General features: G+C 47.4%; 27 protein-coding genes and 2 tRNA genes. 20 read left to right on the forward strand and 9 right to left on the reverse strand.

Features of this window, described 5'->3' with window-relative positions; translation table 11 throughout:
• The first annotated feature begins 24 nt into the window (after window positions 1–24).
• The 3 genes from QW772_02805 (at window position 25) to QW772_02815 (ending at window position 3,902) form a co-directional block, all read left to right on the forward strand.
• Complete coding sequence (locus QW772_02805) at window positions 25–1,227, forward strand: TAXI family TRAP transporter solute-binding subunit (GenBank protein ID MEM0037834.1); 1,203 nt, start codon at window positions 25–27, stop codon at window positions 1,225–1,227.
• Window positions 1,228–1,255: 28 nt separating this feature from the next.
• Window positions 1,256–3,154, forward strand: coding sequence for a TRAP transporter fused permease subunit (locus QW772_02810; protein MEM0037835.1), 1,899 nt, complete (start codon window positions 1,256–1,258; stop codon window positions 3,152–3,154).
• 112 nt (window positions 3,155–3,266) lie between these two features.
• Window positions 3,267–3,902, forward strand: a complete 636-nt coding sequence (locus QW772_02815) for a nitroreductase family protein (GenBank protein MEM0037836.1) — start codon at window positions 3,267–3,269, stop codon at window positions 3,900–3,902.
• A 661-nt stretch (window positions 3,903–4,563) separates the two neighbouring features.
• Here the strand turns inward: QW772_02815 and QW772_02820 are convergent.
• Window positions 4,564–4,640 (reverse strand) — tRNA-Ala (locus tag QW772_02820).
• A gap of 107 nt (window positions 4,641–4,747) precedes the next feature.
• Between QW772_02820 and QW772_02825 the strand changes: the two genes are divergently transcribed.
• Complete coding sequence (locus QW772_02825; GenBank protein ID MEM0037837.1) at window positions 4,748–6,334, forward strand: hypothetical protein; 1,587 nt, start codon at window positions 4,748–4,750, stop codon at window positions 6,332–6,334.
• A gap of 35 nt (window positions 6,335–6,369) precedes the next feature.
• Here the strand turns inward: QW772_02825 and QW772_02830 are convergent, their stop codons facing one another.
• Complete coding sequence (locus QW772_02830) at window positions 6,370–6,882, reverse strand: PUA domain-containing protein (protein MEM0037838.1); 513 nt, start codon at window positions 6,880–6,882, stop codon at window positions 6,370–6,372.
• An 84-nt stretch (window positions 6,883–6,966) separates the two neighbouring features.
• On the opposite strand from QW772_02830, the gene QW772_02835 reads away from it, so the two are divergent.
• From QW772_02835 to QW772_02865, 7 genes are all read left to right on the forward strand, one after another.
• A complete protein-coding gene (locus tag QW772_02835) occupies window positions 6,967–7,185 on the forward strand; it encodes an LSM domain-containing protein (GenBank protein MEM0037839.1) in 219 nt (72 codons plus the stop codon).
• 19 nt (window positions 7,186–7,204) lie between these two features.
• Entirely contained in the window at window positions 7,205–7,390 is a 186-nt protein-coding gene (locus tag QW772_02840; protein ID MEM0037840.1) for a 50S ribosomal protein L37e, read from the forward strand.
• Between the two features lie 109 nt (window positions 7,391–7,499).
• The gene (locus tag QW772_02845) at window positions 7,500–7,790 is read left to right on the forward strand and encodes a DUF211 domain-containing protein (GenBank protein ID MEM0037841.1); all 291 of its coding nucleotides are present in this window, start codon (window positions 7,500–7,502) and stop codon (window positions 7,788–7,790) included.
• A 42-nt stretch (window positions 7,791–7,832) separates the two neighbouring features.
• Complete coding sequence (locus QW772_02850) at window positions 7,833–8,696, forward strand: cation:proton antiporter (GenBank protein ID MEM0037842.1); 864 nt, start codon at window positions 7,833–7,835, stop codon at window positions 8,694–8,696.
• Window positions 8,641–8,814, forward strand: a complete 174-nt coding sequence (locus QW772_02855) for a hypothetical protein (GenBank protein ID MEM0037843.1) — start codon at window positions 8,641–8,643, stop codon at window positions 8,812–8,814. The genes QW772_02850 and QW772_02855 overlap by 56 nt, the downstream gene beginning before the upstream one ends.
• Before the next feature lie 294 nt (window positions 8,815–9,108).
• Window positions 9,109–10,242, forward strand: coding sequence for an orc1/cdc6 family replication initiation protein (locus QW772_02860; protein ID MEM0037844.1), 1,134 nt, complete (start codon window positions 9,109–9,111; stop codon window positions 10,240–10,242).
• Window positions 10,243–10,267: 25 nt separating this feature from the next.
• Window positions 10,268–10,894 carry a DUF99 family protein gene (locus tag QW772_02865; GenBank protein MEM0037845.1) on the forward strand — a complete coding sequence of 209 codons (627 nt, stop codon included), beginning with the start codon at window positions 10,268–10,270 and terminating at the stop codon, window positions 10,892–10,894.
• A 27-nt stretch (window positions 10,895–10,921) separates the two neighbouring features.
• Here the strand turns inward: QW772_02865 and QW772_02870 are convergent, their stop codons facing one another.
• Both QW772_02870 and QW772_02875 read right to left on the reverse strand, forming a co-directional pair.
• Complete coding sequence (locus tag QW772_02870; protein MEM0037846.1) at window positions 10,922–11,689, reverse strand: sulfite exporter TauE/SafE family protein; 768 nt, start codon at window positions 11,687–11,689, stop codon at window positions 10,922–10,924.
• Window positions 11,690–11,709: 20 nt separating this feature from the next.
• The gene (locus QW772_02875) at window positions 11,710–12,891 is read right to left on the reverse strand and encodes a pyridoxal phosphate-dependent aminotransferase (protein MEM0037847.1); all 1,182 of its coding nucleotides are present in this window, start codon (window positions 12,889–12,891) and stop codon (window positions 11,710–11,712) included.
• Window positions 12,892–13,034: 143 nt separating this feature from the next.
• Here QW772_02875 and QW772_02880 point away from each other — a divergent pair.
• Window positions 13,035–13,119, forward strand: a tRNA-Leu gene (locus tag QW772_02880).
• A 797-nt stretch (window positions 13,120–13,916) separates the two neighbouring features.
• On the opposite strand, the gene mgtA is transcribed toward QW772_02880, so the two are convergent.
• Window positions 13,917–16,577, reverse strand: a complete 2,661-nt coding sequence (mgtA, locus tag QW772_02885) for a magnesium-translocating P-type ATPase (GenBank protein MEM0037848.1) — start codon at window positions 16,575–16,577, stop codon at window positions 13,917–13,919.
• A 177-nt stretch (window positions 16,578–16,754) separates the two neighbouring features.
• Between mgtA and QW772_02890 the strand changes: the two genes are divergently transcribed.
• Window positions 16,755–17,027, forward strand: a complete 273-nt coding sequence (locus tag QW772_02890; GenBank protein MEM0037849.1) for an inorganic diphosphatase — start codon at window positions 16,755–16,757, stop codon at window positions 17,025–17,027.
• A gap of 721 nt (window positions 17,028–17,748) precedes the next feature.
• Here the strand turns inward: QW772_02890 and QW772_02895 are convergent.
• From QW772_02895 to QW772_02910, 4 genes are all read right to left on the reverse strand, one after another.
• Entirely contained in the window at window positions 17,749–17,880 is a 132-nt protein-coding gene (locus QW772_02895) for a hypothetical protein (GenBank protein MEM0037850.1), read from the reverse strand.
• A 278-nt stretch (window positions 17,881–18,158) separates the two neighbouring features.
• Entirely contained in the window at window positions 18,159–18,437 is a 279-nt protein-coding gene (locus tag QW772_02900; GenBank protein MEM0037851.1) for a hypothetical protein, read from the reverse strand.
• On the reverse strand, window positions 18,430–18,852 hold the full coding sequence (locus QW772_02905) for a hypothetical protein (GenBank protein MEM0037852.1): 423 nt from the start codon (window positions 18,850–18,852) through the stop codon (window positions 18,430–18,432). The genes QW772_02900 and QW772_02905 overlap by 8 nt, the downstream gene beginning before the upstream one ends.
• Window positions 18,836–19,135, reverse strand: coding sequence for a zinc-ribbon domain-containing protein (locus QW772_02910; GenBank protein ID MEM0037853.1), 300 nt, complete (start codon window positions 19,133–19,135; stop codon window positions 18,836–18,838). The genes QW772_02905 and QW772_02910 overlap by 17 nt, the downstream gene beginning before the upstream one ends.
• 312 nt (window positions 19,136–19,447) lie before the next feature.
• Here QW772_02910 and QW772_02915 point away from each other — a divergent pair, with 312 nt between their 5' ends.
• From QW772_02915 to QW772_02945, 7 genes are all read left to right on the forward strand, one after another.
• Entirely contained in the window at window positions 19,448–19,738 is a 291-nt protein-coding gene (locus QW772_02915; protein MEM0037854.1) for a hypothetical protein, read from the forward strand.
• Between the two features lie 414 nt (window positions 19,739–20,152).
• Window positions 20,153–20,968, forward strand: a complete 816-nt coding sequence (locus tag QW772_02920) for an S-methyl-5'-thioadenosine phosphorylase (protein ID MEM0037855.1) — start codon at window positions 20,153–20,155, stop codon at window positions 20,966–20,968.
• Window positions 20,929–21,834 carry a hypothetical protein gene (locus tag QW772_02925; GenBank protein MEM0037856.1) on the forward strand — a complete coding sequence of 302 codons (906 nt, stop codon included), beginning with the start codon at window positions 20,929–20,931 and terminating at the stop codon, window positions 21,832–21,834. The genes QW772_02920 and QW772_02925 overlap by 40 nt, the downstream gene beginning before the upstream one ends.
• A 9-nt stretch (window positions 21,835–21,843) precedes the next feature.
• Window positions 21,844–22,551 carry a hypothetical protein gene (locus QW772_02930; GenBank protein ID MEM0037857.1) on the forward strand — a complete coding sequence of 236 codons (708 nt, stop codon included), beginning with the start codon at window positions 21,844–21,846 and terminating at the stop codon, window positions 22,549–22,551.
• Between the two features lie 143 nt (window positions 22,552–22,694).
• Complete coding sequence (locus tag QW772_02935) at window positions 22,695–23,450, forward strand: metallophosphoesterase (protein MEM0037858.1); 756 nt, start codon at window positions 22,695–22,697, stop codon at window positions 23,448–23,450.
• An 88-nt stretch (window positions 23,451–23,538) separates the two neighbouring features.
• Window positions 23,539–24,108, forward strand: a complete 570-nt coding sequence (locus tag QW772_02940) for a TATA-box-binding protein (protein MEM0037859.1) — start codon at window positions 23,539–23,541, stop codon at window positions 24,106–24,108.
• Window positions 24,109–24,339: 231 nt separating this feature from the next.
• Window positions 24,340–25,302 carry an ABC transporter ATP-binding protein gene (locus QW772_02945; GenBank protein MEM0037860.1) on the forward strand — a complete coding sequence of 321 codons (963 nt, stop codon included), beginning with the start codon at window positions 24,340–24,342 and terminating at the stop codon, window positions 25,300–25,302.
• Window positions 25,303–25,316: the final 14 nt, after the last annotated feature.

The following is a 25,316-nucleotide window of genomic DNA, read 5'->3' on the forward strand; positions in this document are numbered from 1 at the left end:
AGATACTAAAGGGGTGTACTTGCTTTGAGTGCTAACCCCTTAAGTAAGTATACAACTGGATTGTTAGTGGTTTTAGTAGTTGTTGCGGGTGTTATGGGATATCTGGCTGGGTCTTCAGCCGCTCCAACAGCTACACTAACTGTAACGAAGTCTGAGACCCGTGTCGTGACGAACATCATAACGCAGACTCAAACACTCATCATTACAGGACCGACCACCCCTATAACGACGCCTAAGCCAACAACGCCCACACCAACAACACCCACATTTACACCTCCTGCGCTTTCAAAACCAGTAACATTGAGGATAGCGACACATAGCATGGGCTCCTCATGGTATATGATGGGGTCAGCCTTCGCGGCGGTGATTAAGGAGTACCTACCTTCGGGTTCCGTCATCGACGTGATGACAGGTCCTGGTACTATCGGGAACATACCGCTCGTATCAAAAGGGGACGCTGAGCTAGCTATAACTATGGATAGCTACGTGTTCTTTGCAAGAGAAGGGTTGCCACCTTACGAGACGCCTATCACAAACATAGCCATGGTTGTAAATAGGTTAAGTCCTTACTTCCTGCTGGTGGCTGTTCCTAGGGATTGGGCTTCAGCGAACAACGTAAGGACCTTCGATGACATTGCTCAAATGATTAAGAACGGTAAGAAAGTCGTCATAGTGACTAGTTCGGTAGGTGGTCTGGACGAGTACGCTACGAGGATCATGTTACAACTGTACGGACTGACTTACGATGACGTCAAGAGAGCTGGCGGCGATATAATCTTCGGCGCGACAGATGACTATAGGGTCGAGGTCTTCCGGCAGGGTCTAGCTCAGGTATTTAGTGATGTGTGCACGTATAATCATCCTACGTGGGAGTCGCTAACTGCCGGGACAGATATAATAGTCCTTCCGTTGAACGAAACTGTGAGGGAAGGATTTAAAAACTATGGTCTAACGCCCTATGTAGTTGAGAAAGGGACCTATAAGGGTGTGGATGCAGATATAAAGACCGTGGGTCTCTGGGCTTGCTTGGTAGCCAGCACGGAGGTGCCTAAGGAGGTCATCTATTATGTAACTAAGGCGTTAGTTGAAAACAAAGAGAAACTCACCGCTTTGTTCGCAGGTTTCAGTCGATTCGATGCAGAGCATGCATATGACTCGCCTGCACCCCTTCATGAAGGAGCGCAACTCTACTTTAGGTCTGTCGGCCTTTTAAAGGCAACCACCTAAATTTTCGTCCAAAAGAGGGTTTTTCAATATGAGTAATCACAAGCCCGGCGGGATCTTTAACTTAAACCAGATATTACTGGGTCAGGACTTTAACCTAAGGCGAGCCTCATTATACGTTACGGGATTAGTATGGACTACATTTCAATTGTATGCTACATACGTCGGTTTCGAGCTCACAAGACTTATGATAATCCACATAACGTTCGCTTTGATTTACACCTTTATCTACAAACATCTAAAAATACCTGTGGGTAGAGTAGTAGATGTAGTTTTGATAGCCCTTGTGATTGTTACCGGTGCTTACTTCCTCCAAATAGCTGACTTGATAAATGCCAGGATTCCCTACATCACTCCATTGAGTAACCAGGACCTAGTATTTGGGACTTTATTAATATTACTGGTTATCGAGGGCGTTAGGAGAGTGGCTGGGTTACCGTTAACTATATTCATATCCGTCATTGCTGTGTACGGTTTCTTAGGAAGATACATACCAGAGGTAGGACATAGGGTAAGTCCTCAGCTCGTTTTCGAGCAGATAGCTATCGGGACTGCAGGGATCTACGGTACACTACTCTTCATCTCAGCGACGTACGTCTTCTTGCTAGTAGTGTTTTCATCGCTCTTCAGCAGGACTGGGGTCGGGGATTTCTACATGAAGTTAGCCCTGGTGGGTGTAGGAAGAGCGAAAGGAGGTGGGGCTAAAGCGACGGTAGTTGCTAACGTCCTCTTCGGGACTATAACAGGTGCTTCGGTCACGGCGGTTCTAGCTACCGGGGTCTTCACAATTCCACTCATGATGCAACTAGGGTATAGAGCGAGCTTTGCCGGAGGTATAACAGCTCTCGCAGGGACCGGGGCGCAGATAATGCCTCCTATAATGGGTACAGCGGCATTCTTAATCGCTCAGGCCTTAGGCGTTAGCTACTGGGATGTGTGTGTAGCCGCTATAATCCCAGCGTTACTGTACTTCACAGCCATCTACATATACATAGATCTGATCGCTAAGAAGGAAGGACTCATGGGTGTTACCCAGAGATTAACTTGGAGAGAAACAGTCAAGGACGCCTACCTGCTAGTACCTCTCGCGGTTTTAGTTTACAGATTAGCGACAACACTCTCGGTGATAAGCGCCGTACTCGACTCCATAATCGCGTGCTTTATAATAGCAGTCATTAAGATAACTCTCGTAGATAGGAAGCCAAAGGATTTAATGAAGATCCTCAATGGACTGGCTGAAGCTCCTAAGGAGGCAATCACCGTGGCTAACGTTTTGGCGGGCGTAGGCGTGGTTGTCGGTATACTGTCGATAACGGGTTTAGGAAGCAAGTTAGTCATATTAATATCGAGCTTGTCGATGGGGTTTCTTTGGCTAACAGTAGCTCTTACCATGTTAGTCTGCTTATTGTTGGGGATGGGCATGCCGACGACGGCTGCTTATGTGCTAACGTCCTCCATAGCAGCTCCAATATTTATATTTGCCGGGTTTGACCGCATGGCAACTCATCTGTTCATATTCTTCTACGCCTGTTTATCAGCTATTACACCCCCAGTGGCGGTGTCGTCTTACGCGGGCGCCTCGCTCTCTAAAGCCTCAATAGGGGCAGTGAGTCTAGAGGCTCTTAAAGCCTCAGCACCTCTATACATAATCCCCTGGTACTTCCTGACATACAATGATATATTACACCCTAACAGCATTTTCGGGTTAATGCACATAGCTCAAGCCCTAGTAGGGATTGTAACTATAAGCATTGGAACAGCTGGTTATCTACGACGTAAGCTAAGCCTAGTGGAGAGGGCAACGTTCTTAAGTGTTTCAATACTCATGCTAATACCAAATACTGTGCTCAATCTCATCGGCGTTCTGATATTTGTGTCTCTGCTAGTTAAAGAGTTCCTCCTAAAACGTGAATCACGTCGAATAACCTAGTCCTTCGTTTAAAGACCTCAAGATCTTAAAGAAGACTGTTTCCTCCTTAACCCATTGACGTCATCAGTAGACTTAAATCATTGATCATACTAATAGTAATGGGGATACGTGGGTGCTCAACACTCAGTGTCTTGACGCAATATTCACGAGAACTAGTATTAGGAGGTTTAAACTCACTCCTATACCAGATGAAGTTATAATTAAGATCTTGGAGGCAGGCACTAGAGCCCCCACAGCTAGTGGTGGCGAGCAGTGGTTCTTCATGGTAATAGCTGATGAAGAGACCAGGAAGTCTGTGCATAGACTATTAAGGAGAGCTCACGAGATCTACGCTAGAGATTCCCTGTTAGAACCCTATTCAGAGGACTCTATAGTAAAGTGGATGAAGAGAATAGATGAAGGTATGTATTATGCACCACTCTATATAGCCGCCTTCCTAGATCTAAGGAAGAGAATACACAGGGATGAATATCTTCAATATGAGAGAGTGCTCGCGATACAGTCTCTCTCGGCAGCACTTCAGAATATGATTATATCGGCATGGCTCCTAGGGGTAGGTAGTGTGTGGCTTGGGGTACCCCTTCTACTTAAAGAAGAGTTCGACAGGCTACTTAACCCACCACAAGGGTGTGAACTTCAAGCTGTAATAGCGTTTGGATACCCGTCGGAGGAACCTAGGTTAAGGAAGAGGAAAAACATTAACGAAGTTGTAGTCTTTAAGCATGGACAGGAGCTTCATAGAGCTTAACACTAGATAATGTCAGGTTCTCGGTTCCTACGCATTATTGAGATTCGTAAGAACATTACGTACATCATCATGTAGACTCATACGTCATTTAGCTCTCATCCATGACGCATGGGAAACTGGTATCATGCTTAAACCTCTCTTCGCTACTAACTTGCAAGTACTGACGTTGTCTTCATGTACGTTAGTCAGAGGATTGAAGACCTATACTCAGGCAGGAGCTGGAGGGGAGGGACGCGGTGAGGGAGATCTACAAGCTGAGCGATGCTGAGGTGGACTTCCTCGTGAACACACCCGCAGGCGTGGGAATCCTCAAAGCAGGGAGGAACTAAAGACATTCACCACACTACATCAATAACTTAATCAACTATTAAGCCGTGGGTGAGGATAAGTTTCCCAGAATGTAGTGTCTAGAAGGGGATTGAGTTGGGCTTTCTGGTCAAGCGTGTTAAGGGGAAGCTATACGTCTACGAGTACGTCAGACTGCCTGACGGCAGGAAGGTCGAGCGATACATCAGTTCTTTAGAAGAACTGGTTAGGAGTTTTCAGGCCTCACAGCTCGTCGATGACTCGACGCAGGGGAGTTATCGACGCCTCACACCACGCATGCTTCGACGCATAGCCCAATACGTCGTCGATAACTTGATGGAGAGTCTAAGAGGACTGGTGGACCGGCCGGGATTTGAACCCGGGGCCTCTCGGATGCCAACCGAGCGCTCTTCCAGGCTGAGCTACCGGCCCACAATACATAGTTGTCCCCAATTTTTAAAACTTTCGCTTACCCGTCACCCACTTATACGTTTCAGGTTCAGGGGTCGCATGTCTTTGAATCTTGATGGTGTGGATGTATGACGTGGAGTGGCTCCATACCTCTAGGACTTGCCTTTAAACCTAGAAGGGAGTTAGGTCGGATTCTGAAGAAGGGACGTCCATCAGATTTAAAGGTGGGTGTTTTCCTGCCTATGCCGTACTCAGCCGCCGTTAACTCCGTCTTCATGCATTTAGCGTACTCCTACCTGAACAGTATTGAAGGCGTGCGTGCTTTTAGATACGTCTACGACGCTAAGGAGGACGTCGTTGAAGCTCTAGACCTCAACTTAAGCCCTAAGAAGCTAGATGTTTTGATGATATCGGCGTCATTTGAACTTGACTACCTTTACGTGGCGAGGGCCTTAGCAGGTTTGGGGATCCTCCCTGAGGGAGGTGAGGGGAGGCCCTTAATAATAGTGGGGGGTGTGGCGCCGACCGCCAATCCACTCCCGCTTGCCAGGATAGCGGACGCCGTTGTAGTGGGTGAGGCGGAACCTGTGTTTGATAGGGTGATTGATTGCATGGGTTCCGCCGATCCTCTGAGGAGGTTGAGTGAGGAGGAACATATCGTGACGTTCCCTCCTGAGGGTGTCAAGCGTAGGGCCATAGTCCACAATCTGGACGACGCCATCACTCCTGAGAGGCAAGTTCACCCGTTAGACGAGGAGCCGACCTACGGCCACGGCATCAGGGTCGAGGTCTCAAGGGGTTGCAGGAGATTCTGTGCGTTCTGCCTGGAGGGGCATGCAACATTCCCACTTAGGTGCAGATCGCTAGACAGGTTGAAGGGCTTAATCTCGAGAGGGCTGGAGACCTCGCCTAAGAGGAGGGTAGTGTTTTACTCGCTTTCCTTCTTCGACGTGCCGCACTCAGAGGAGTTGCTCAGGTGGCTGATTTCTGAAGGTGTGGAATATAGCATCCCTTCCTTAAGACCTGATTACCTATCGGAAAGCCGCATAGAGTTGGTTAGATGCGGCGGGCAGAACACTTTAACAGTGGCTCCTGAGACGCTGTTGCCCGACGTCTCATGCTCAATAGGTAAGTGCGTGAGTTCTGACCACCTTGAGTCCATATTGGATCACGCCGCCGCCAAGGGCTTTAGACACGTTAAGCTGTACCTAATCACGGGTTTTCCGTCGGAGGACGCCGAGCTAAGTGTTAGAGCAGTTGGAGACCTTATCAAGGGGTTCCTTAAGGGGAGGAGGGTTCCACCTAAATTCATTAGGTTAAGCATCAACCCGCTGATACCGAAGCCGTGGACGCCCTTCCAATACCTGCCTGCCTACCACGTGAAGCAACGGGAGAAGAACCTTGAGGTGTTTAGGAGGTATTTAAGCGGCAGGTTTGTCGAGATCGAGACCTACAGTGTGGAGTGGTCATTCGTTCAGGCCGTCATCGCGCTCGGCGATACCGCCGTCTCGGATCTCATAGTGGATTTAGGCATGAGGGGGGTGTCTTTAGGTTCCTTCAGGAGAGTAATCCGTGAATCAGGGTTAAGCAGACTGGCGTACATCATGAAAGGCTGGAGCGAACCTCCTTGGATGAAATATCTTGACTTAGGCATCGATAGAAGGTACTTAGAAACTAGGTTCAGGATCTTAAACCCCAATCCCAGTCATGAATAGCGTGAGGTATGCTAACTTCCTAACTTCCTAAGTGATTACCTCTTCGCTAACCACTCAAGACATACTCTCCATACTTTATCTCCTGCGTAATGGATGTTCTCTATCGCCTTCCCTTTACGGATTTTCATGATTTCGTCGCCGCTTATGAGCGCCCTCCCCACGCATAAGGGGGTCTCCCTGGTGGGCCCCCACACAGAGACGACGTCACCCTTCTCAAAACTTGAGACGTGCGTTATGCCTGGCGCCATGACGTCGGCGCCGTTGAGAACGTACTTAACCGCACCCTCGTCAACGACTGCACTGTGGGTGCTCTCGAACCCAGACAACTTAATCAGGACTAGAGTCGGGATTTTACCACCGTCCTTAAGCTCTATCAACGCGGGAACCCCATTGAGGACTATTAATCTACTCACGTTCTTAGCGTCCTCCAGCTCCACAGCGAAGCCTGTGTCCAGCTCACCTAACCTCGCAAGCAGCTTCGGAAACTTGGACTCAAGGAGGGTGCTGAATTCCCTTACGTCCTTCTTTCTAAGGGCGTATCCCCTCATCTTCTCGCTCCAAGCATCACTGGCTCGGAAATATTTAAAACCAGTGCAGTATAAATCTAGGATCATAAGTGGTAGGTGTCGAGAGTGAGTGATGCGGCTCAACGTCTCCTGAACGAGAATGTAGGGAGGTTAATGCTGGTTAAGCTTAGGGGGAATAAGGTTTTGAGAGGGGTCTTAAGGAGCTTTGACCAGCATTTAAACATCGTTCTGGAGGATACGGAGGAGATTCTTGAGAACGGGGCCAGAAGGTTGGGCGTTGTGGTGATCAGAGGGGAGAACATAATATTCATGTCTCCTGTTTGAATGCTGTGGGTGAGCTCAGATGAAGGGAACTACGTCGATGGGTAGGAGAAGCAAGGGCAAGACACACATAAGGTGCAGGAGGTGCGGCAGACACTCATACAACGCGGCGAAGGGCTACTGCGCGGCCTGCGGCTTCGGGCGCTCGAAACGTGTCAAGAGATACTCGTGGGTTAGCAAGAAGGTCAACGGGGTGAGGATTAAGTGAATGGATGGGCCTACCCAACACAGCATGAAAGCACTCGTGCTTAACGCTTATAACCTCAGACCCACTAGTTGGTATTGGGATCTTTAAATCTCAAGGTGAGTACATACCGATGGGTTTGAAGAGAATAGTGCTTGACGTACTTAAACCCATTAAGGGTCCAACACTGATAACGCTCGCCAGAAATCTTGCCAGAGTCACCGGCGTGAAGGAAGTGTCAATAGTCGTTAGTGAGATGGACGTGGAGACCGTGAGTCTCGTGGTCACGGTGAACGGCAATAACATAAATTTCGAGGAGTTGGAGGGAACCTTAAGAGAGTTGGGCGCAGCCTTGCATAGTATCGATGAAGTGACCTTCGAATCGGAGGCGGTTAGGGAGATCAGGGAGGGCGTTGAGGATTAGTTAACGTGGTCAGATAACCCTCCCCGAAGGTGGTGTCCAGTCATGAGCGTTGAGCTACTGGTCGCTGTCGCTTTGAGTCAGTGGGTATCGTTAACGCTTGCCAGGTACGGCATCCCAAACATGGCGGTGTATGTCCTAGCAGGCATGCTCTTAGGCAGCATCGGTTACAGTCACTCCCAAATGACTGACGCGTTGATGCGGGTAGTCCTGCTGTTCCTCTTTTTCTACGCCGGAGTTAATGTGAACATGGATGCCGTTAGGAAGTATTTTAGGGAGGCCTCCCTACTGACCTCGTTAGGCGTGTCGCTTACTGCAGCCTTGGTGGCTACCCTCCTCACTTGCTTAGGCGTTGATCCAGTAGCATCTCTAATAGTTGGTGTGACATTAGCTAACACAGCCACCGAGGTGGCCGTCCTCATGCTGCATGAGTCACGAATAGACCTTGCCGAGCTCAGGAACTTGATTGTGGCAGCGTCCTTCATGGACGATCTGCTTCTAGTGGTCCTTGCTGCCTTGACGCAGAGCGCCGTGTTTAAGGCTCCGTTGGTGCATGGAGTAGTAACAGTAGTGGCGCACGTGGCCTTCCTCGCAATGTCATTCCTCTTACTCATCATAACACCTAAATTCATTGGCAGTTTGTCATGGGAGGGTTACGTGACATTCGCGTCCGCGTTAGCATTTACCACGGCTTTTGCGGCCAGCTCGCTCGGCATCTCTGAGTACTTCGGAATGTACGTCGCTGGACTAGCTTTGAGCGCACTTAAGCTTAAGAGCGATCCAACCCTCTCATACTCTACGAAGCTCTACAGTCTCTTAGATCACTTCACAACCATAGGTCAAGTTTTTCATAATGCCGTTCTTCTTCGTCGCTATAGGGACCTACCTGAACGCTGCGGCGTTCTTTAACTCCTACACACTCCTGCTGCTACCTGTTGCCTTCATTGGCAAGCTTCTCGGCTTCCTTATATACGCACGCGTGGCCACGGACTTAAGCCTTAGTGAGAGCCTCCTAGGCGTCTCGTGATGAACTCGAGAGGATCTATTGAAACGGTCTTATCCGTCGCCGCGCTTTCAAGTGGACTAATCTCCGGGGAACTCTTCCACGGGGTTGTAGCGCTGACGGTATTATCTTCCATAATGATACCCCTCATGATTAGGTTAATAATTAACGTGAGATCCATTTATTAGCAAGTTCTTATTAAGTTGTATCGGTCACTATTTAGGGGAACCACAATTTCCTGTGGAGTGAGTAGAGTTGAGCAGCGGTGCGAGAGACATAGTGACTGAGACCCTGATAAGGTCTGAGAGCACGGTCTTTATGAATAGGGAGGTACTTAGATCTGACTATATCCCCGAGTACCTCCCTCACAGGGAGGAGCAGATCAGGAAGTTGACCGAGGTTCTCTCACCCTTGCTGAAGGGTGAGAGACCCAGCAATGTCTTCATCTACGGCCTTACGGGGACAGGGAAGACGGCGGTCGTGAAGTACGTGTTGAAGAGGATTGACGAGTACGCCAGGAGGGTGGGTAACAATAAGTTCCTTCCAGTCTATATAAACTGCAGGCATGAAAGCACGACATATAGGGTCCTCTCAACCCTGGTTGAGTCGCTTGGCGGCAAGGTCCCCTTCACAGGACTCTCCACGGCAGAGGTCTTCAGGAGGCTTAAGACCAGAATAAACATGACGGGAAGGATAGTGGTCATAGTTCTTGACGAGGTGGATGCCATGGTTAAGAGGGTTGGTGATGAGATCCTCTACAGACTCACTAGAGTGAATGAAGAGCTCGATAAGGGTAAGGTCTCAGTAATAGGGATAACCAACGACGTTCGCTTTAGGGAAGGCCTGGATCCTAGGGTAAGGTCAAGCCTTAGTGAGGAGGAGATACTTTTCCCGCCATACGACGCTTTGCAACTCTCGGACATCCTGAAGGATAGGGCGTCTAAAGCATTTAAGTCCGGAGTGATTGCCGAGGGCGTGATTGATTACTGCGCGTCCATAGCCGCTAAGGAGCACGGTGACGCCAGAAGGGCTCTGGATCTACTCAGGGTTGCCGGTGAGGTCGCCGAGAGGTCGGGCGATGGCGTTGTTAGAATAGAGCATGTGAAGGTCGCTAGGGAGGAGCTGGAGAACGACATGGTCTCAGCTGTCGTGAGGACGCTGCCCCAACACAGCAAGATGGTTCTGCTATCCATAGCCCTAGCTGGGGGAAGGTTCAGCAGCACTGGAGATCTCTACATAAAATACCGTGAGATCACCAGGTCTTTGGGTCTTGAGCCCGTTACCCAGCGCAGGGTCTCCGATATAGTGAGTGAGTTGGAGATGGCTGGTCTAGTCATAGCTAAGGTGGTCAATAGAGGCAGGTATGGTAAAACTAAGGAGGTTGAGCTAGCGGTCGACCGCAATATAATAGTGAAGTCCTTGAAGGACGATGTTAAGGTGATTACGAAGTAACTCGTGGTGAGTGCGTTAGGAAGGCGTGCTGGTCGTGGAGGCCGATCTAATAACTGCAGGAGTTGACGACGGCTTCTTCCCGCAGGAGTTCAAGGGATTAAAGCTGAAAACCGTGTTGGCAGGGGTATTATGCGTTGGCAGGATCCCTAAGTCCGTTAGGATAGACACTATAACGGTGGATGGGGATGATGGAACCGCTAAAGCAGAAGCACTTGTGGAGTGGCTTGAGAGGGACCTCAACGTTGAGGCAGTCGACACACTCTTTCTCGACGGGGTCACCGTAGCAGGGTTTAACTACGTGGATCCCTTAGAACTCCACAACAATTTGCGTGTGCCGGTCGCGGTCATATTCAAGACTGAGCTGAAGCTGGATAGGATTAGGAAGGCGTTGATGAATCACTTCACCGACTGGAGGAGGAGGTTCGATTTAATCAAGGATAACTACACAAAATCCTGTGAAGTAGTGACCCTTAAGAGAAAGTTAAGGATCACGCCATACGGCCTAGGCCTCAACGAGACCGCTAGGATAGTAGTGAGGCTACAGCATCTATCAGCTATTCCAGAGCCCTTGAGAGTTGCGGATTTAGTGGCGTCGGAACTAACCAAGGGAACCAAACTCCTGGAGGTTCTGAAGTCACGCGCTTCAAGGTGATTTCCCTAGATGCGTAAATAACCCTCGTCAAGGAATCGGCAGACCTATGCCCTTAAGCACCATCCTTGCTGCAACAAACCAAAGCGTAACAGCGAACCCCTTCTTAAGTGTGCCGGTCTTAGTTTTCCTAGCTACTGACGCACCGACCTGAGCCCCTATGATTAAGGAGGGCGCTAGCAGAACCAGAAGCTGCAGATCCACATTGCCCAGAGTGTGATGCGTTAGCGCTGACGTTATGGAGGTTAAGGTGATTGCCATAGACGACGTAGCTACTGCATAGTGGATGGTGACCCCCAGCGAGGTGAGTAGCGGGACGTTCACCACCCCGCCCCCGATGCCGAGTAGTCCAGCCATGAGTCCTGCAAGGGAGCCGCCTAAGGACAAGATCGCGTAATTCCTTAGGCTCCACTTTAACCCGTTCCCATCCAAATCGCTTCTACCTCCTCTGTTTAGGTATACTCTCGCTCCAACGAAGATGAGCAGCAGTCCGAACAATACTCTAAGTGTGTTTGCGTCCAGCAGGCTGGTCAGTTGCGCGCCGAGGTACGCCGTTATGATGGCGGTCGCAGATAGGAGGAGTCCTGCTCTGTAAATTACATACCTATATCTCGAGTATGCTAGGGTTGATGAGAGCATGTTAAAGAATATGGCGCTTGCTGAAGTGCCTACAGCCACTTTCATGTCGACTCCAGCGATGTTCAGCAGTGGAACTAGCAGGAACCCACCGCCGAGTCCAAACATCGAGCCCAGCACGCCTGCCGCAAACCCCACCAATGGAGCTAGAAAGAGCAACACTGTTCAACCCTCAACCGGAGCTAGTGCGTCTCAACCATCCTCTTTAATGCGTTGATTAACGCATGAACGCTCTTGCCGTACGTTGCTGGGTTCTGCCCTGTTCCGATTCTGACGTAGCCGGGAAGCTCGAAGCACTCGCCAGGGTTGATCAAGATGCTGTATTCTTTGAACAGCTTGTAGGATACTGCTAAGGTGTCGTTGCTCCACGGTATCCTGGCTAAGAGGTATGCCCCGGCCTCAGGCCAGTATGGATCGATCACGCCTCCTAAGGCGAGCACTCCCTTAAGAACCTCTAGGTTAGTCCTCACCATACTTCTTGCCCTCTCCCTGAGCCTCTTGACGTTGCCTGATTCAAGTATGATCGACGCTATGTAGGCGCTCAATACTGAGGGCGCTATTGACGTGTAGTCCTTCACGCCCCACACTCTATTCACCACCCTCTTATCACCTGCTACCCACCCTATCCTTAAGCCGGGCAGTCCATACACTTTAGAAAGACCTGACACCGACAGAGCGTGCTCGACGCCCGCGACCTCCAATATGCTTGGCCTATCGGCATGCAGCTCAGACCCCCAGTACACCTCATCAAATACCAACAGCGTTCCAACGTTCTCGGATTCCCGCGCGAGCTCGCTCAACTCAGCCTCGCTCATGGCGGTTCCTGTAGGGTTGTTAGGGTCGTTCACGAAGAGAGCCTTAGGTCTGTACTTCCTCATCAGGTCGAGAGCGTCTTCTAGGGGGAATCTCCAGCTAGGTGGTTTTCTCCATAACGGTATAGAGCGGGCCCCTACCCATCTGAGTAGCCCGGGGATCTGCATGTAGTTGGGCATGTCGACTAGGACCGTGTCACCCGGCTTAACCGCGCTCAGCAAGCTAGTCAGGTTAGCTTCGGCAGAGCCGTTAGTAACCACCACACCTTCAGCACCTACAGCACCGCCATACAGCTCAGAGATTCTCCCCCTAATGCTGGGGGAGCCTTTAGTCCACCCATAGCCCACCTCAAGACCCGAGATCTTGCTCAAGTCAACACCGTACTCACTAAGCTCACCAACCGTCAGCGGATGTACACCGCTATCACTGAGCAGGACCTTAGCCGACGTCTCGTGGAGGCTCTGCCACCTCTCAAGACAGAAGCATGGCAACCCCTCCACCACCTCGCCGAACAGCTCATTTACTAACTCATCAGGAACGCTACAATCCATCACAACACCACCACGCAACACCTCATGTGACGATCCGCCAGCATGGACACCCGCAATCAAAACCTGCGAAACCATAATAAGCGTAAGTCGAGTTTAAGGCCCGTAATTCTTTTTAATACCGAACACCCCTAATATCTCTTGGTGCGGGGGTGCCCGAGCCAGGTCAAAGGGGTCAGGCTTAGGCCCTGATGGCGCAGGCCTGCGTGGGTTCGAATCCCACCCCCCGCACTAATTTACTGGTAAAATTACAAATACTTGTGAGCTGTTGTTTTTGTTGATGGTTGTGACGAAGCCTGATAGGGGTAAGACGCGTACGATTAAGGATCGCGCTATTTATGTTTATCTGCCTTCGCTTGAGATGGAATCGCTAAAGAAACAGACAAAGAGCCCAGAGAAGTGAACAAAGCACTAATGACCTTCGGACAATACCTAGCATCACAATTCTCTAAACTAATTCACCATAAAACATACACCCCTAATAAGCGGTTAATTATGGAACAAACAAAGGTGCATATTTGTTGTCTCAGCAACAATACAAACCTGTATAACATTAAATGAAAACATTCGCAAAACGCCAGTCTTCTGGCCATTTTTAATGTCCTAAATTATCATCGCCTCACCTTAATGAAATGACATAAAAACATGCCTGCGCACGTTTGCTCTTAGCAGCGACTAAACGAATGAGGCTTGCACGTTTTAGGGGCTATTCTTGAAGTAGAAGCTCCTTGGTATTCAGGATTTACTTTTCCGTGTTTTTCTTTGAGGGTTCCGGTGATTTTACGCCAGTCTTGGGCTATTTTTGGCCATAATTCGCTGGTCATTAGCTGTTTTGTTACGTATTCTTTTAGTGGTTTTTTCCCGTTTAATTTTTCTTTGTCATCACTCGAAGCTTATGAAGCCTGCGCGTTTCAAGTATTGGAGCATATGGCCTACTTGATGGCGATCAAGGGATATTCCAAACTTTTCCAGATCTTCTAGGAGGGAGTCAACTGATATTTCGTCTTCTGGGCTCAGACAGGTGACAGCTAAATGTTCTGGATGGGCTTTGCAGTTTTGGTGAGGTATATACCCATCTTCTTGGGTGGGATTAGGGTTTGTTCTAGGCGGTAGCCGTATCTCTTGTAAAACCAGCTTTTAATGATTTCGGCTAATGCCATATAGGCGCCGAGGATTGCGGCTAATGCTATATAGAAGGTTGCTGGAGGCTTTACGAATCTGAAAATTTCCCCTAATGGTGTGTAGGGAATTATCAGCGTGAATGTTATTACTGCTATGGTGCTGAAAAGCAAGAGTCGACTTGGTTTGCTTTTCCAGAAGGGCGACTTCCTTGTCCTAATGGCGAAAATTACGAGAGTCTGTGAGGTTAGGGATTCAATGAACCAAGCAGTTTGGAACAGCGGCTCAGAAGCGTTAAAGATGAAAAGCATTATAAAGAACGTTATGAAGTCAAAAAGGGAGCTGACAGGCCCAAGGCACACCATAAACCGCCTAATAAACTGTATGTCCCACCTTTTAGGCTTCTCAATGTATTCTTGATCAACCTCGTCTGTAGGTATTGTTGATTGGGAAAAGTCGTAAAGAAGATTGTTAAGTAGTATTTGTATGGGCAACATCGGCAGAAAAGGCAGAAACAATGATGCGCCGGCAACGCTGAGCATGTTTCCAAAGTTTGAGCTTACACCCATCATAACATATTTCATGGTGTTGCCGAAGGCTTTCCTGCCCTCCAAAACCCCGTCGTGAAGCACCCGTAAATCGTTCCGCAAAAGAATTATGTCGGCAGACTCCTTTGCAACGTCAACAGCGTTTTCAACGGATATGCCGACATCCGCCGTTTTCAGCGAAGGTGCATCGTTTGTTCCATCACCTAAAAATCCAACGACATGCCCATTGCTTTTTAGAGCGTTTATTATTCTGTTTTTCTGGGATGGTGTAACCCTACAGAAAACGTTGGCCTCCTCAACAACTCTTGCAAGGGCATCATCATGCATCTGGGCAATTTCGCTTCCAGTTACAACCCTCTTTATGTCGAAGCCTAAGTACTCGCAAACCTTTCTTGTTACCAGCTCATTGTCGCCTGTGAGAATTTTCAATTCTATACTGGCGTTTTTAAGAAGCTGTAAGGCTTCTTTGGCTGTTTCCTTCGGCGGGTCGAGGAAAGCTATGAAGCCTAAAAACACCATTTCCGTTTCGTCGCCTGCCGTGTAAACGGTTTTGTCCTCCCTTAAACGCCTGTAGGCTACGGCTAAAACCCTGTAGCCCTCAGAGCTAAGCTCAAGATATTTTTGCTCGATATTTCTGCGCACTTCATCCGTTATTTCAGCTATAACCTCTCCAACCTCGTAATAGGAGCATATCTTAGCGATCTCTTCTGGAGCACCTTTAGTGATCATAAACCGTTGATTTTGATACTCGACAACCACGGAGAGACGTTTGCGGACAAAGTCAAAAGGAACCTCATCAACTTTCATATAACCCTTAACATCCACGTCCCTAAATCTTAGTATGGCCTCATCGAGGGGGCTTTTAATTCCAGTCTGGTGGTAGCTGTTGAGGTAGGAGTAAAGCAGAACCTTATCGTTTTCGTCGCCGTTAAGGTCCACGTGCAGGACAAGCTTTATCCTGTTTTCCGTTAGAGTTCCAGTTTTGTCCGTGCATAGGACATCCATGTTTCCGAAATTTTGTATGGCTGCTAATCGCTTGACTATGACACCCTTCTTAGCCATCGACACCGCTCCCTTAGAGAGGTTCACAGAGATGATCATTGGCAGAAGCTCCGGCGTCAAGCCCACAGCCAAAGCCACAGCGAAAAGAAGTGAATCAAGCACGCTTCTCATGTAAAGCGCGTTAATGAAAAACACAAAAAGAACAAGCAGAAAGGTTACCTGCATTATCATATAGCCAAAACTTCGAATGCCTCTTTGAAACTCTGTTTCAGGCTCCCTTTCCGCAAGTCTCTTGGCGATTTTTCCATACTCTGTATGGCTGCCGGTTTTTACGACAACGGCGGTTCCAGTCCCGCTCACAACGGAGGTGCCCATAAAAAGATAGTTGTCCCACTTCGTTATCGAAGGGTCGAAACTTTTCAGCTGTAAGCCCGTTTTCTCAACTGGGAAAGATTCGCCAGTCAATGCAGACTGGTTCACGAACAAGTCCTTCGCACTTATGACGCGAGCATCTGCAGGTACGATATCGCCTGCGGAAAGAAATATGATGTCTCCGGGAACTATCTCTGCAAGCCTAACTTCCTTTTTAACTCCGTCCCTCAAAACTGTGGCCGTTGTCGCCACCCTCTGCTTTAGCATTTCAGCTGCCCTTTCAGCCTTAGACTCCTGATAAAAGTCTAAGATCACGCTAAACAGCACTATAACAAATACAATAACTGTATTTACAACATCTCCAAAAAAGCTTGAAATCAACCCAGCGATAAGAAGAATTATTACCAACGGACTTTTAAAATGAAAGAGAAAATCAATAATAGCTGCTCTCCTCTTTTTTCTAACAAGCTCATTGTAACCAAAGTATTCAAGACGTCTTTCCACCTCCTCAGAGGAAAGCCCATTTAATGAGGTCTTTAAGCGTGAAAGGAGCTCTTCAACAGGCAATGTTAAAACTTCTTCATCGCTCGGCAGAGCCCAGCCTGAAACCTCGCCAACGCTTGACATTTCTAAATCCTGATCCATCATTATTCCCACCTGCATCCATATTCGCCGAATAACTCCAAACCTGGGCTCTTATATTCTTACAAACATAACCATTCATAAAATTCTTTCCACCAACCCACAGTTCTATCAGAAGACTATCAGAGAAAATTAGAAAGCCCTAAATACCAGGTTAGATAGTTTGGCTAGAGATATTTGTTTATGAACCTTTGGCGAGACATTCCATGCGGTGAAAAGCCTCCTGAAATCCTAAACATAATTATCGAAGTTATCAGTGGTTCAAGAGATAAATACGAGTATAATATTAAATGGGAAGCCTTTGCTTTAGACCACATAATACCTTCCTCGGTGGTTTTTCCTGTTGAGTATGGTTTTGTTCCGCAGACATGGTTTGACGATGAAGATCTGTTGGATATTATGGCGCTCAGTTATGAGCCTCTTGAAGTTGGCTACCTTGTGAAGGTTAGGTTGTAGGCGCATTAATAATTGAGGACGAGAAGGGCATAGACCCAAAAATATTGTCGGTGCTTGTAAATGACGCAAGGTTTGACGGCTACAAGGATATAAGCGACGTGCACTCCCACAAGCTTAGGGAAATCCAAGAATTTTTTGAAAGTTACAAGCGCCTAGAACCCCATAAGTTGGTCAAATTTTAAGGAGTGGAAAACGCCAAAGAAGCCATGAAAATCGCGAAATACGCCATCAGAAAATTCCAAGAACTGAAAAGTGAAAGCCAAGCAAACCGTTATTGAAGCACCAGGAATGATTTTGAACGCATTCCCGCAATCCTGAAAGTTCTTTTGTATTCGTTCTGTTAAGAGACACTAACAGACGTGTGGTGTTTGGTCTAGGTTTTAGACGAGTAGGGTGGCTATTATTCCGCTTAGGAAGATTCCGTCGAATGTTCCTGCTCCGCCTATGCTTGCTATTTTTGCTCCGAGTTTTGGAATTTTATGCAGGTTGGTTATTTCTGCTCCTATCAGTAAGCCACTATGATGGGTGCGTTGGAGGGCAGAATGTAGGTTGCTAACGTTGCTGTTAATGGTGGGATGAAAGCTGGTGTGGCTATGCCCAGTCCTTGTAACTGGTTTGGCAAGCAAGTGTGTTACTGATGCAACAATTGCTATTCCAATTAAAGCGTAGAGTGTGGCTGATGGTAGCTTCCAGAGCAGGTAGAGAGATACTAACGTGGGAATTATTGCACCACCATGTTTATGGCGGCAAGTGTGGTTGTTTCTCCACACTCAAACTGTGGAATCCTAAAGATTATGCCGAAAAAGCTTACATAATCCTCTTTGACTATTGGAATCACAGCCTTAAGCTTCAACAATGGGATGTTCACATAACTTCCAAAAAAAGGTAGCCACCAAAATCGGCACGGTCACTTGCGAGCCGAAGCCAACTTGACGAAAAGCAAGACCTACAGCGTCAACGAAAACTAAGCCGACGACTAAAACAAGAAACAGCAATAAAATTATAAAAATGCCATAAGTATGAGGGCAATGAATGATTTTCTTACCCAATAATATATCCTCAATACAAATTAAACGTTCGAAAGGACCCATAATGTTGTTTCTCTGTCAAATTATAAGCCTATGCTGTTGATTACGCCGCCTGAGTTGCCATCAATGACTGGATTATCTTATTGCCTTTATGGTCGTATTGAGCGAACCATATCGGCGCATAAAGCAGTTCAGTTTCTGTAACATCCACATCTGTGTGAAGTTGTTGGATTATATGGTACTGTGCATGTGCCTTCTCTGATTGCAATTGGTCTGCAAGAGTTTTCGCCTGATATTTTGCTGCTTCTTCGCCTACGTCTCCGTTCAAAATTTTTACGCTTTTTGGAATTTTAGAAATATCAAACAGCATTCTCTCATGCAAGTTGATATTGATAGCTTCTTGGCTGATATTCGTTAAATGCTTTGACAGCTACAATGGCTATGTTGTAATTATTGTCCTTATGATAGGCTCTTTTTGCACCTGCTTGGCCGGGTCCCATCATAGTGCCAAGCATCACTCCTGCAAGAAGAGGCCCAGTTATTCCTATTCCACGTCTTCTGCCGCTCATCGCTGACCCCATAACGCCGAAAAGAGCTGCTGTTGCGGCAATTTCTCCAGCTTGGACTGCTATGCCACTAGCTATTACCGAAGTTCTTGCTGAAACTGAGACAATCCAGTATGGAGTAAAGCTTAAGTTCATTTCCTCCAGCCTTGATCCTTCGTAAAAGTGTCTATGCAGTAACCCTCTATCCAATAAGCTGCGAATTTCAGCAATCACCTTAGTCTTGTTCTGCAAGCTTAAGCAGAAGCATTGTCTGCTTATGTATGCCTCTCCACCCCTCGCTTCCCAATATTACGGCAGTTCCACAGTACTCACAACTTATGACCATCTCACCGAATTTCGGCGTAATTGGAGCACCGCAGTGAGGGCACCTAAGCGACTTAGCTTCTAAAGAGGCGATAACAGGCTTTGATGGTGCCTGCGGCATAGGTGAAGCAGGAATTCTAGTTCCACATTTGATACAGAATATTGCATCATCTGGAAGTTGTGCACCACATTTAGGACAATACAAAGACATCACGCTCACCTGTTAATAAGAGAACCATTCCCTAGATATATTTACGTTACGGTTACGTAACGCTTAAATGTCCCCATAAATGTAGTCTATAATGTACGCTCAGAAAAATAAGTTGACGATGGTGTCATTCACCCATTCGCTAGCCGAAAACTTACCCGACATCGACGCTCAAACTCTTGCAAAAATCCTCAGAAACGCCCCAATGATAAAGCTCAAACTTACCATAACAGAAGAGATTTTGAAAACCTATATGACCAACCTTTACCACTACATTGACGCTATGTACAGCATAATAGTCTCTTTGTTCCCAATGTGGACTTAAAAATTTTCAGAGTACTCAAACCTTGGGAGAAAATAGTTTTGCCATACACAGCACTTCGAATAGCTGGGGTGGTGGATCCTTCCGTGGACGTGCTAGAACTTGAACAAAAACTTGCAAGTACTCTACATTCTCTAAAGAGAATCCTCGACAAAGATTGGTCTGATTGGGAAGAAACTAAACCACCACCGCTCATTAAAGAGATCCCTTTACCTAAACCATTGTTAAAGCCGGAACTCATCATAAAGAAAGAAGTTTTAGAAACATTAAAAAAACGAAATTAAGCCTTTCATTGAAGAAATCGCAAATATATGCAATAAAGCAGAAGAAACCCTTTACACGATCTCAGCTGACCATCCAGAGATCCTAGAATTATGCGCACAATCCGCTAAAATCTTCAAAAATTTTTCAAACTCTAAACCTTCGGATCAGCGATTTGCATGTAGACCACAGCCGATAAAACCCAGAAATTTGACATAAAACTAGGGGTTCAGCGTTTCGATTGCCTTTTTAAACATCCCTTGTTTTACCGAAAAAGTTTATATCACCGAGACAGCGCTAAAAAGTCGTGACAAAGAAGATAGGAGATATAATTTACCAGTAAATTAATGCGTAAATCCTCCCCCGCACCAGCGCTTAAGTAGCGACATCTTTTAAATTTTAAACTTGGGTTTGATAGATATCTGGTGGTGCTTCAGGTGTTTGTAAAACCCCCTGCTAGGATCGAGGTGGGCATTATTGGCGGAAGTGGGCTGTACGATCCAGGGATGTTTGAGGATGTTAAGGAGCTTAAGATATACACGCCATATGGGAATCCCTCGGATAACGTGGTGACCGGTATCTATAGAGGTAGATCTGTTGCCTTTATCCCTAGGCATGGCAGGGGCCATAAGATACCGCCTCATAAAATCAACTACCGTGCTAACATCTGGGCCCTCAAATCGTTAGGGGTTAAGTGGATTGTGGCTGTATCAGCCGTGGGATCTCTTAGGGATGACTTCATGCCCGGAGATCTAGTTGCTCCTGACCAATTCATAGATATGACGAAGAGGAGGGAATACAGTTTCTTCGACGGGCCTGCGGTAGCCCATGTGAGCATGGCCGACCCATTCTGCCCGACACTTAGGTCCTTAATCACGTCAGTGGCTCAGTCCTTAAGCATAAGGATGCATCCTAGAGGAACTTACGTTTGTATAGAGGGTCCGAGATTTTCGTCCAGGGCTGAATCCAGGATCTGGAAGGATGTGTTCAAGGCCGACATCGTCGGCATGACTTTAATTCCTGAGATCAACCTAGCTAGGGAAGCTGAAATGCATTACGCCACGATAGCGTTGATAACAGATTACGATGTGTGGGCTGAGAAGCCCGTCACGGCTGAGGAGGTGGCTAGGGTGATGTCCGAGAACGTGGTGAAAGCCAAGAAGATACTGGCAGAGCTGATACCTAGGTTGCCCGGACCTGATGAAAAGGTGAGTTGTGGGTGCGAGACGAGCTTGAGAGACGCCCTGATTTAATTAATGAATTAGCTGGAACGTTAAGCAAAGAGAGAATCAATAGCTTAAGAGCCCACGCTTTAGTGATTGCCGGTTTTGTGCGAGACTCCAACAGGGTGATGGTCACCACATGCGATTCCTACGAGTCATCAGCTAGGTACACGGCGATGGTATTCTCGTCAATAGCCGGTAAGGAGGTTACGTACGTAGACCCTGAAGATCTAATGTATTACATAGCCCCCTACGATGAGGGCAGGGAGTCGAAGGTCCTGATTTACTCCTCGGAGGAAGGGTTGCAGACCCTTAGCATGCTGATAGACCAGCTAACGTGGACCGGCCACGAGATTCTACTGATTGCTCAGAAGCAGTTAAGTGAGGAGCTAAAGTACAGGTTGGGCGACAGTAAGCCGGTGAGTTTAGATTCAAGCGAGTGGTTGATTGACACGCATATAGTAGCGTCGCTTGCCGCAAGCGAGTTAGCTGAGGAGGGTTCAGTGCGTAAGTCAAGAATCATGAGTGAGCTGAACTCCATAGACGCTATCATGATTAAGGATCTCCTTCAATCATATAGCAACGTTTTAAAAGAATTGAAGATCTTCATCCAAAGGCCCTTCATAACGACTGCCAGCCCTTCAATGTGGGGAGTTGCGGAGGAGCTGGTCTACAATCACTTCGATAACACCTACTTAGTCCGTCCTGAGGCGGTATACAAGCACGTGAGTAGGGTGAATAGAGTGCTCGTGATATCCACGGATGTGGAGGAATACTCGCTAAAACAGGTGAGGGCTTTATCCATCACCCGCAATGCTGAGGTATTTCCTCTTTACGTTAGAACCGATCCTATAACCTCACCTATCTACGGATTATTGTTGATCAAGTTCCTCTGAGGGAATTGCTTGAGTAAGCTATTCATAATGGGTGCCTCAGGCAAACTAATGCGTCATATAGCGCTCGCACTAGTCGACTTACATCAGTTGATTCTACAGTGCAATAAAGGTTGTGAGGAGCTCGCAAGATTCCTGTTGGAGACCTGTGGGAGGAGTGAAGGTAAGGGTGTAAGTTTAGTAAAGCATGACTTCATCGTGGAGGGTGTTGAGAGTTTAGGAGATAAGATAGGTAATCTGACGAACGCGTTGGATGCAGTGATACTTGGGTTACCGGTCTTCAACCAGACCGGATTTCAGAACCTCAGTGAGGACACTGTTAGGAGGGTTATATACCTTAACGTAGTAGTCCCGTTAACCTTGTTGAAGGTGTTGAGCTCCTTCATGAGAGGGAGGGACTCCCTGATATTGTTGCTCACAGACCTTACCCCGATAAGAGGCTCCACGATATATGAAGGACTCACCCCTTCACTACCTACTATAGTGTCGTCCGCGGCTGTTCACGCGTTGATTAGGGAATCGAGAAACTACATTCCAGACAACATTAAGGTTATCGGGATAGCTCTTGACTGGGTTAGAGTGCCGTCGAAGAGAATGCCTGAGAGCGGCTTCAGGAACGCAGTGGATTTAGAGACCGTCACCGCGTTCGTGAGGAAAATCATAGCGGAACGCCCTCAAGAGTTGAGTGGGAAGATAGTTGAACTTAGCAATCGCTTTTAAATCCATTCGAATTCGTGAACCTATTCCTGTGGAGTCTCAGACGCGGGTTCTACTATCACTCAATCAACCCTTGTAAGCCTCATCATCAAAGTAATAACTTAACAAAACTTTAAATGCTTGCAGTAACTTCATTCGTGATATGAATGGAAGTAATGCCAGGCGTTGAGATAGTGGGTACATCATCAGCGCTTTACTTAAGGAAGTACAAAGCTTTGATTATAGCTGACGTACATATAGGATATGAGGATGAGCTAGCTTCTAAAGGAATTTACTTACCGCGCTTCCAGTTAAGGAGGACTTTAGATCTGATTGAGAGGCTTCTTAACGAATTGCAAGTCGATAGGCTGATTATTGCCGGGGACCTGAAACACAGTTTTGATAGATTAAACCATGCTGAGAGGAGAGAGTTAGCTAGCTTGTTCTCGCACGTCATCCCACGCGTGGAGGAGGTAATTGTTGTTAGAGGGAATCACGACAACTACCTCCCCATACTCAAGAGAAGGTTTGATTTTAAGCTGGAGGAGTCCTTCACCGTAGGGGAGTATTTGATAATTCACGGCCACAAGACGTTGCCTGAGGGTTCGGCGGGGGGTTGGGATTATCTTATCTTGGGGCATGAACATCCAAGTATAACGTTGAGGGATAGTGTAGGCAGACTCGGTAAGTTTCCGTGCTTCCTGGTAGGAAAGCTGAGGAGTGCTGGGAAGCCCTTCATAACTCTGCCGGCCACAGGGGCATATCAGACCGGCTCCAGGATAACTCTGACCCCGGACACCTACATATCACCGGTGCTGAAGCATGAGGCAGTGATCCACGAGATTAAGCCGATCATAGTTGACGAGGATGTAGGGGTCTTTGAACTTCCATCACTCATGGAGATCGCGGACTACATATTCTGACTAATGTGTGGTCCTGACGTAATTCTTTGAATAGGGAATAACCCTATTTAAAAGCCTAGGCCCGCTTTAAATTATTGGGTGTTTAAAAGTGGAGATTAGACCCATCATAAGAGTTGAGAATATTGTAGCGACAGCCACTCTCGACCAGAACCTGGACTTAGGTGCGGTAGCTAGGACCGTGTCAAACGTTGAGTACGACCCTGAGGAGTTCCCGGGACTTATCTACAGGCTGAGTAAGCCTAGGTTGACTGCACTCATATTTAACTCGGGTAAGATGGTGATTACAGGAGCTAAGAGCAAGAATCAGTTGATTGAAGGCTTCAAGAAGATAGTCAGGGCTTTCGTCAGGCACGGCATAATAATAGTTGGGAAGCCTAGGATACAGATACAGAACATAGTTGCATCAGCCAGCTTAGGTGTCGAAGTAGACCTTGAGAAAGCGGCGTTGCTGCTGCCCAATGTGATGTATGAGCCGGAGCAATTTCCAGGATTGATTCACAGGATGGATGAACCTAAGGTCGTCTTACTGATATTCAGTAGCGGTAAGATGGTAATAACGGGGGCTAAGGATGAGGACGAGGTAAATACGGCCGTCCACAGGATTTTCAGTAGACTTAAGGAGCTAGAGTGCGTTAGAGAAATAGCATCGAGTCTGTAGTAAACCTGTTTTGTACGTTCTGAGTACCGTATAGCTTTATTCGGTATTATGTCGCTTTGCTTAAAGTCAATAGAAGAAGCTGGTGATACACATGTTACTCAGAGTGAACTGCGATCTTCATCCTCGATCGAGTCCTAGGCTGCCCACCTCATCATCAGATATACATGGGATTACAGAGTAAAAAAGTTTAAATTAGTCTTTCTAATGTTGTTTAGGTGCGTTTAGTTGAGTCTGCTGAATGCGGTGCTTGAGGTTAAGGATCTGAAGGTGTACTACCGTACATTGGCAGGAGTTGTGAGGGCGGTTGACGGGGTCACGCTTACTGTTAGGGAGGGTGAGGTGATGGGTCTTGCGGGGGAGTCCGGGTGCGGTAAGTCTACGCTGGGTTACGCGCTACTTGGTCTGATTCCGCCTCCGGGGAGGATTGAAGGAGGCAACGTTGTCATTGACGGCAACGACATAACTAAGATGGGTGAGGGCGACCTAAGAAAGGTCAGATGGAGTAAGGTAAGCATGATTTTCCAGGGAGCGATGAATGTCCTTAACCCTGTTTACACCATCGAGAAGCAATTGACTGAGGTCTTAATGGTTCATAAAGGAATAACTCAAAAGGAGGCGATCGGCATTGCTGTGGACGCGTTGAAGGAGGTAGGCCTCAACCCAGAGTTGTTAAAAAGATATCCACACGAATTAAGCGGTGGTATGAAGCAGAGAGTTGTAATAGCTATGGCATTAATCCTCAAGCCCAGATTCGTGGTGGCCGATGAACCTACAACTGCGTTAGATGTTGTTATCCAGGCGCAGATAATGAACCTACTAAAGAAGATCAAGGCTGAAGAAAGATCGGCGATGATTTTCATAACTCACGACCTAAGCATAATCGCCGAGATCTCCGATAAGATAGCCATAATGTACGCAGGCAAGATAGTGGAGAATGGGCCTTCTGAGGAGATATTTAATGACTCTAAGCACCCGTACACTCAAGGACTGTTAAGGAGTATACCCAGGCTTAGATCTAAGGAGAAGATAACTTGGATCCCCGGGGTACCCCCGGATCTCAGAAGACCACCAACAGGGTGTAGGTTTAACCCAAGATGTCCCCACGTTATGGATATATGCAGACGTGAGGAACCGCCGACCGTTAAAGTTAACGAAGAGCATTACGTTACGTGCTGGTTACACGCGAGGAAATGAGGAATTCCTTTAAT

The organism is Zestosphaera sp. (assembly GCA_038727705.1).
Classification (GTDB): domain Archaea; phylum Thermoproteota; class Thermoprotei_A; order Sulfolobales; family NBVN01; genus Zestomicrobium.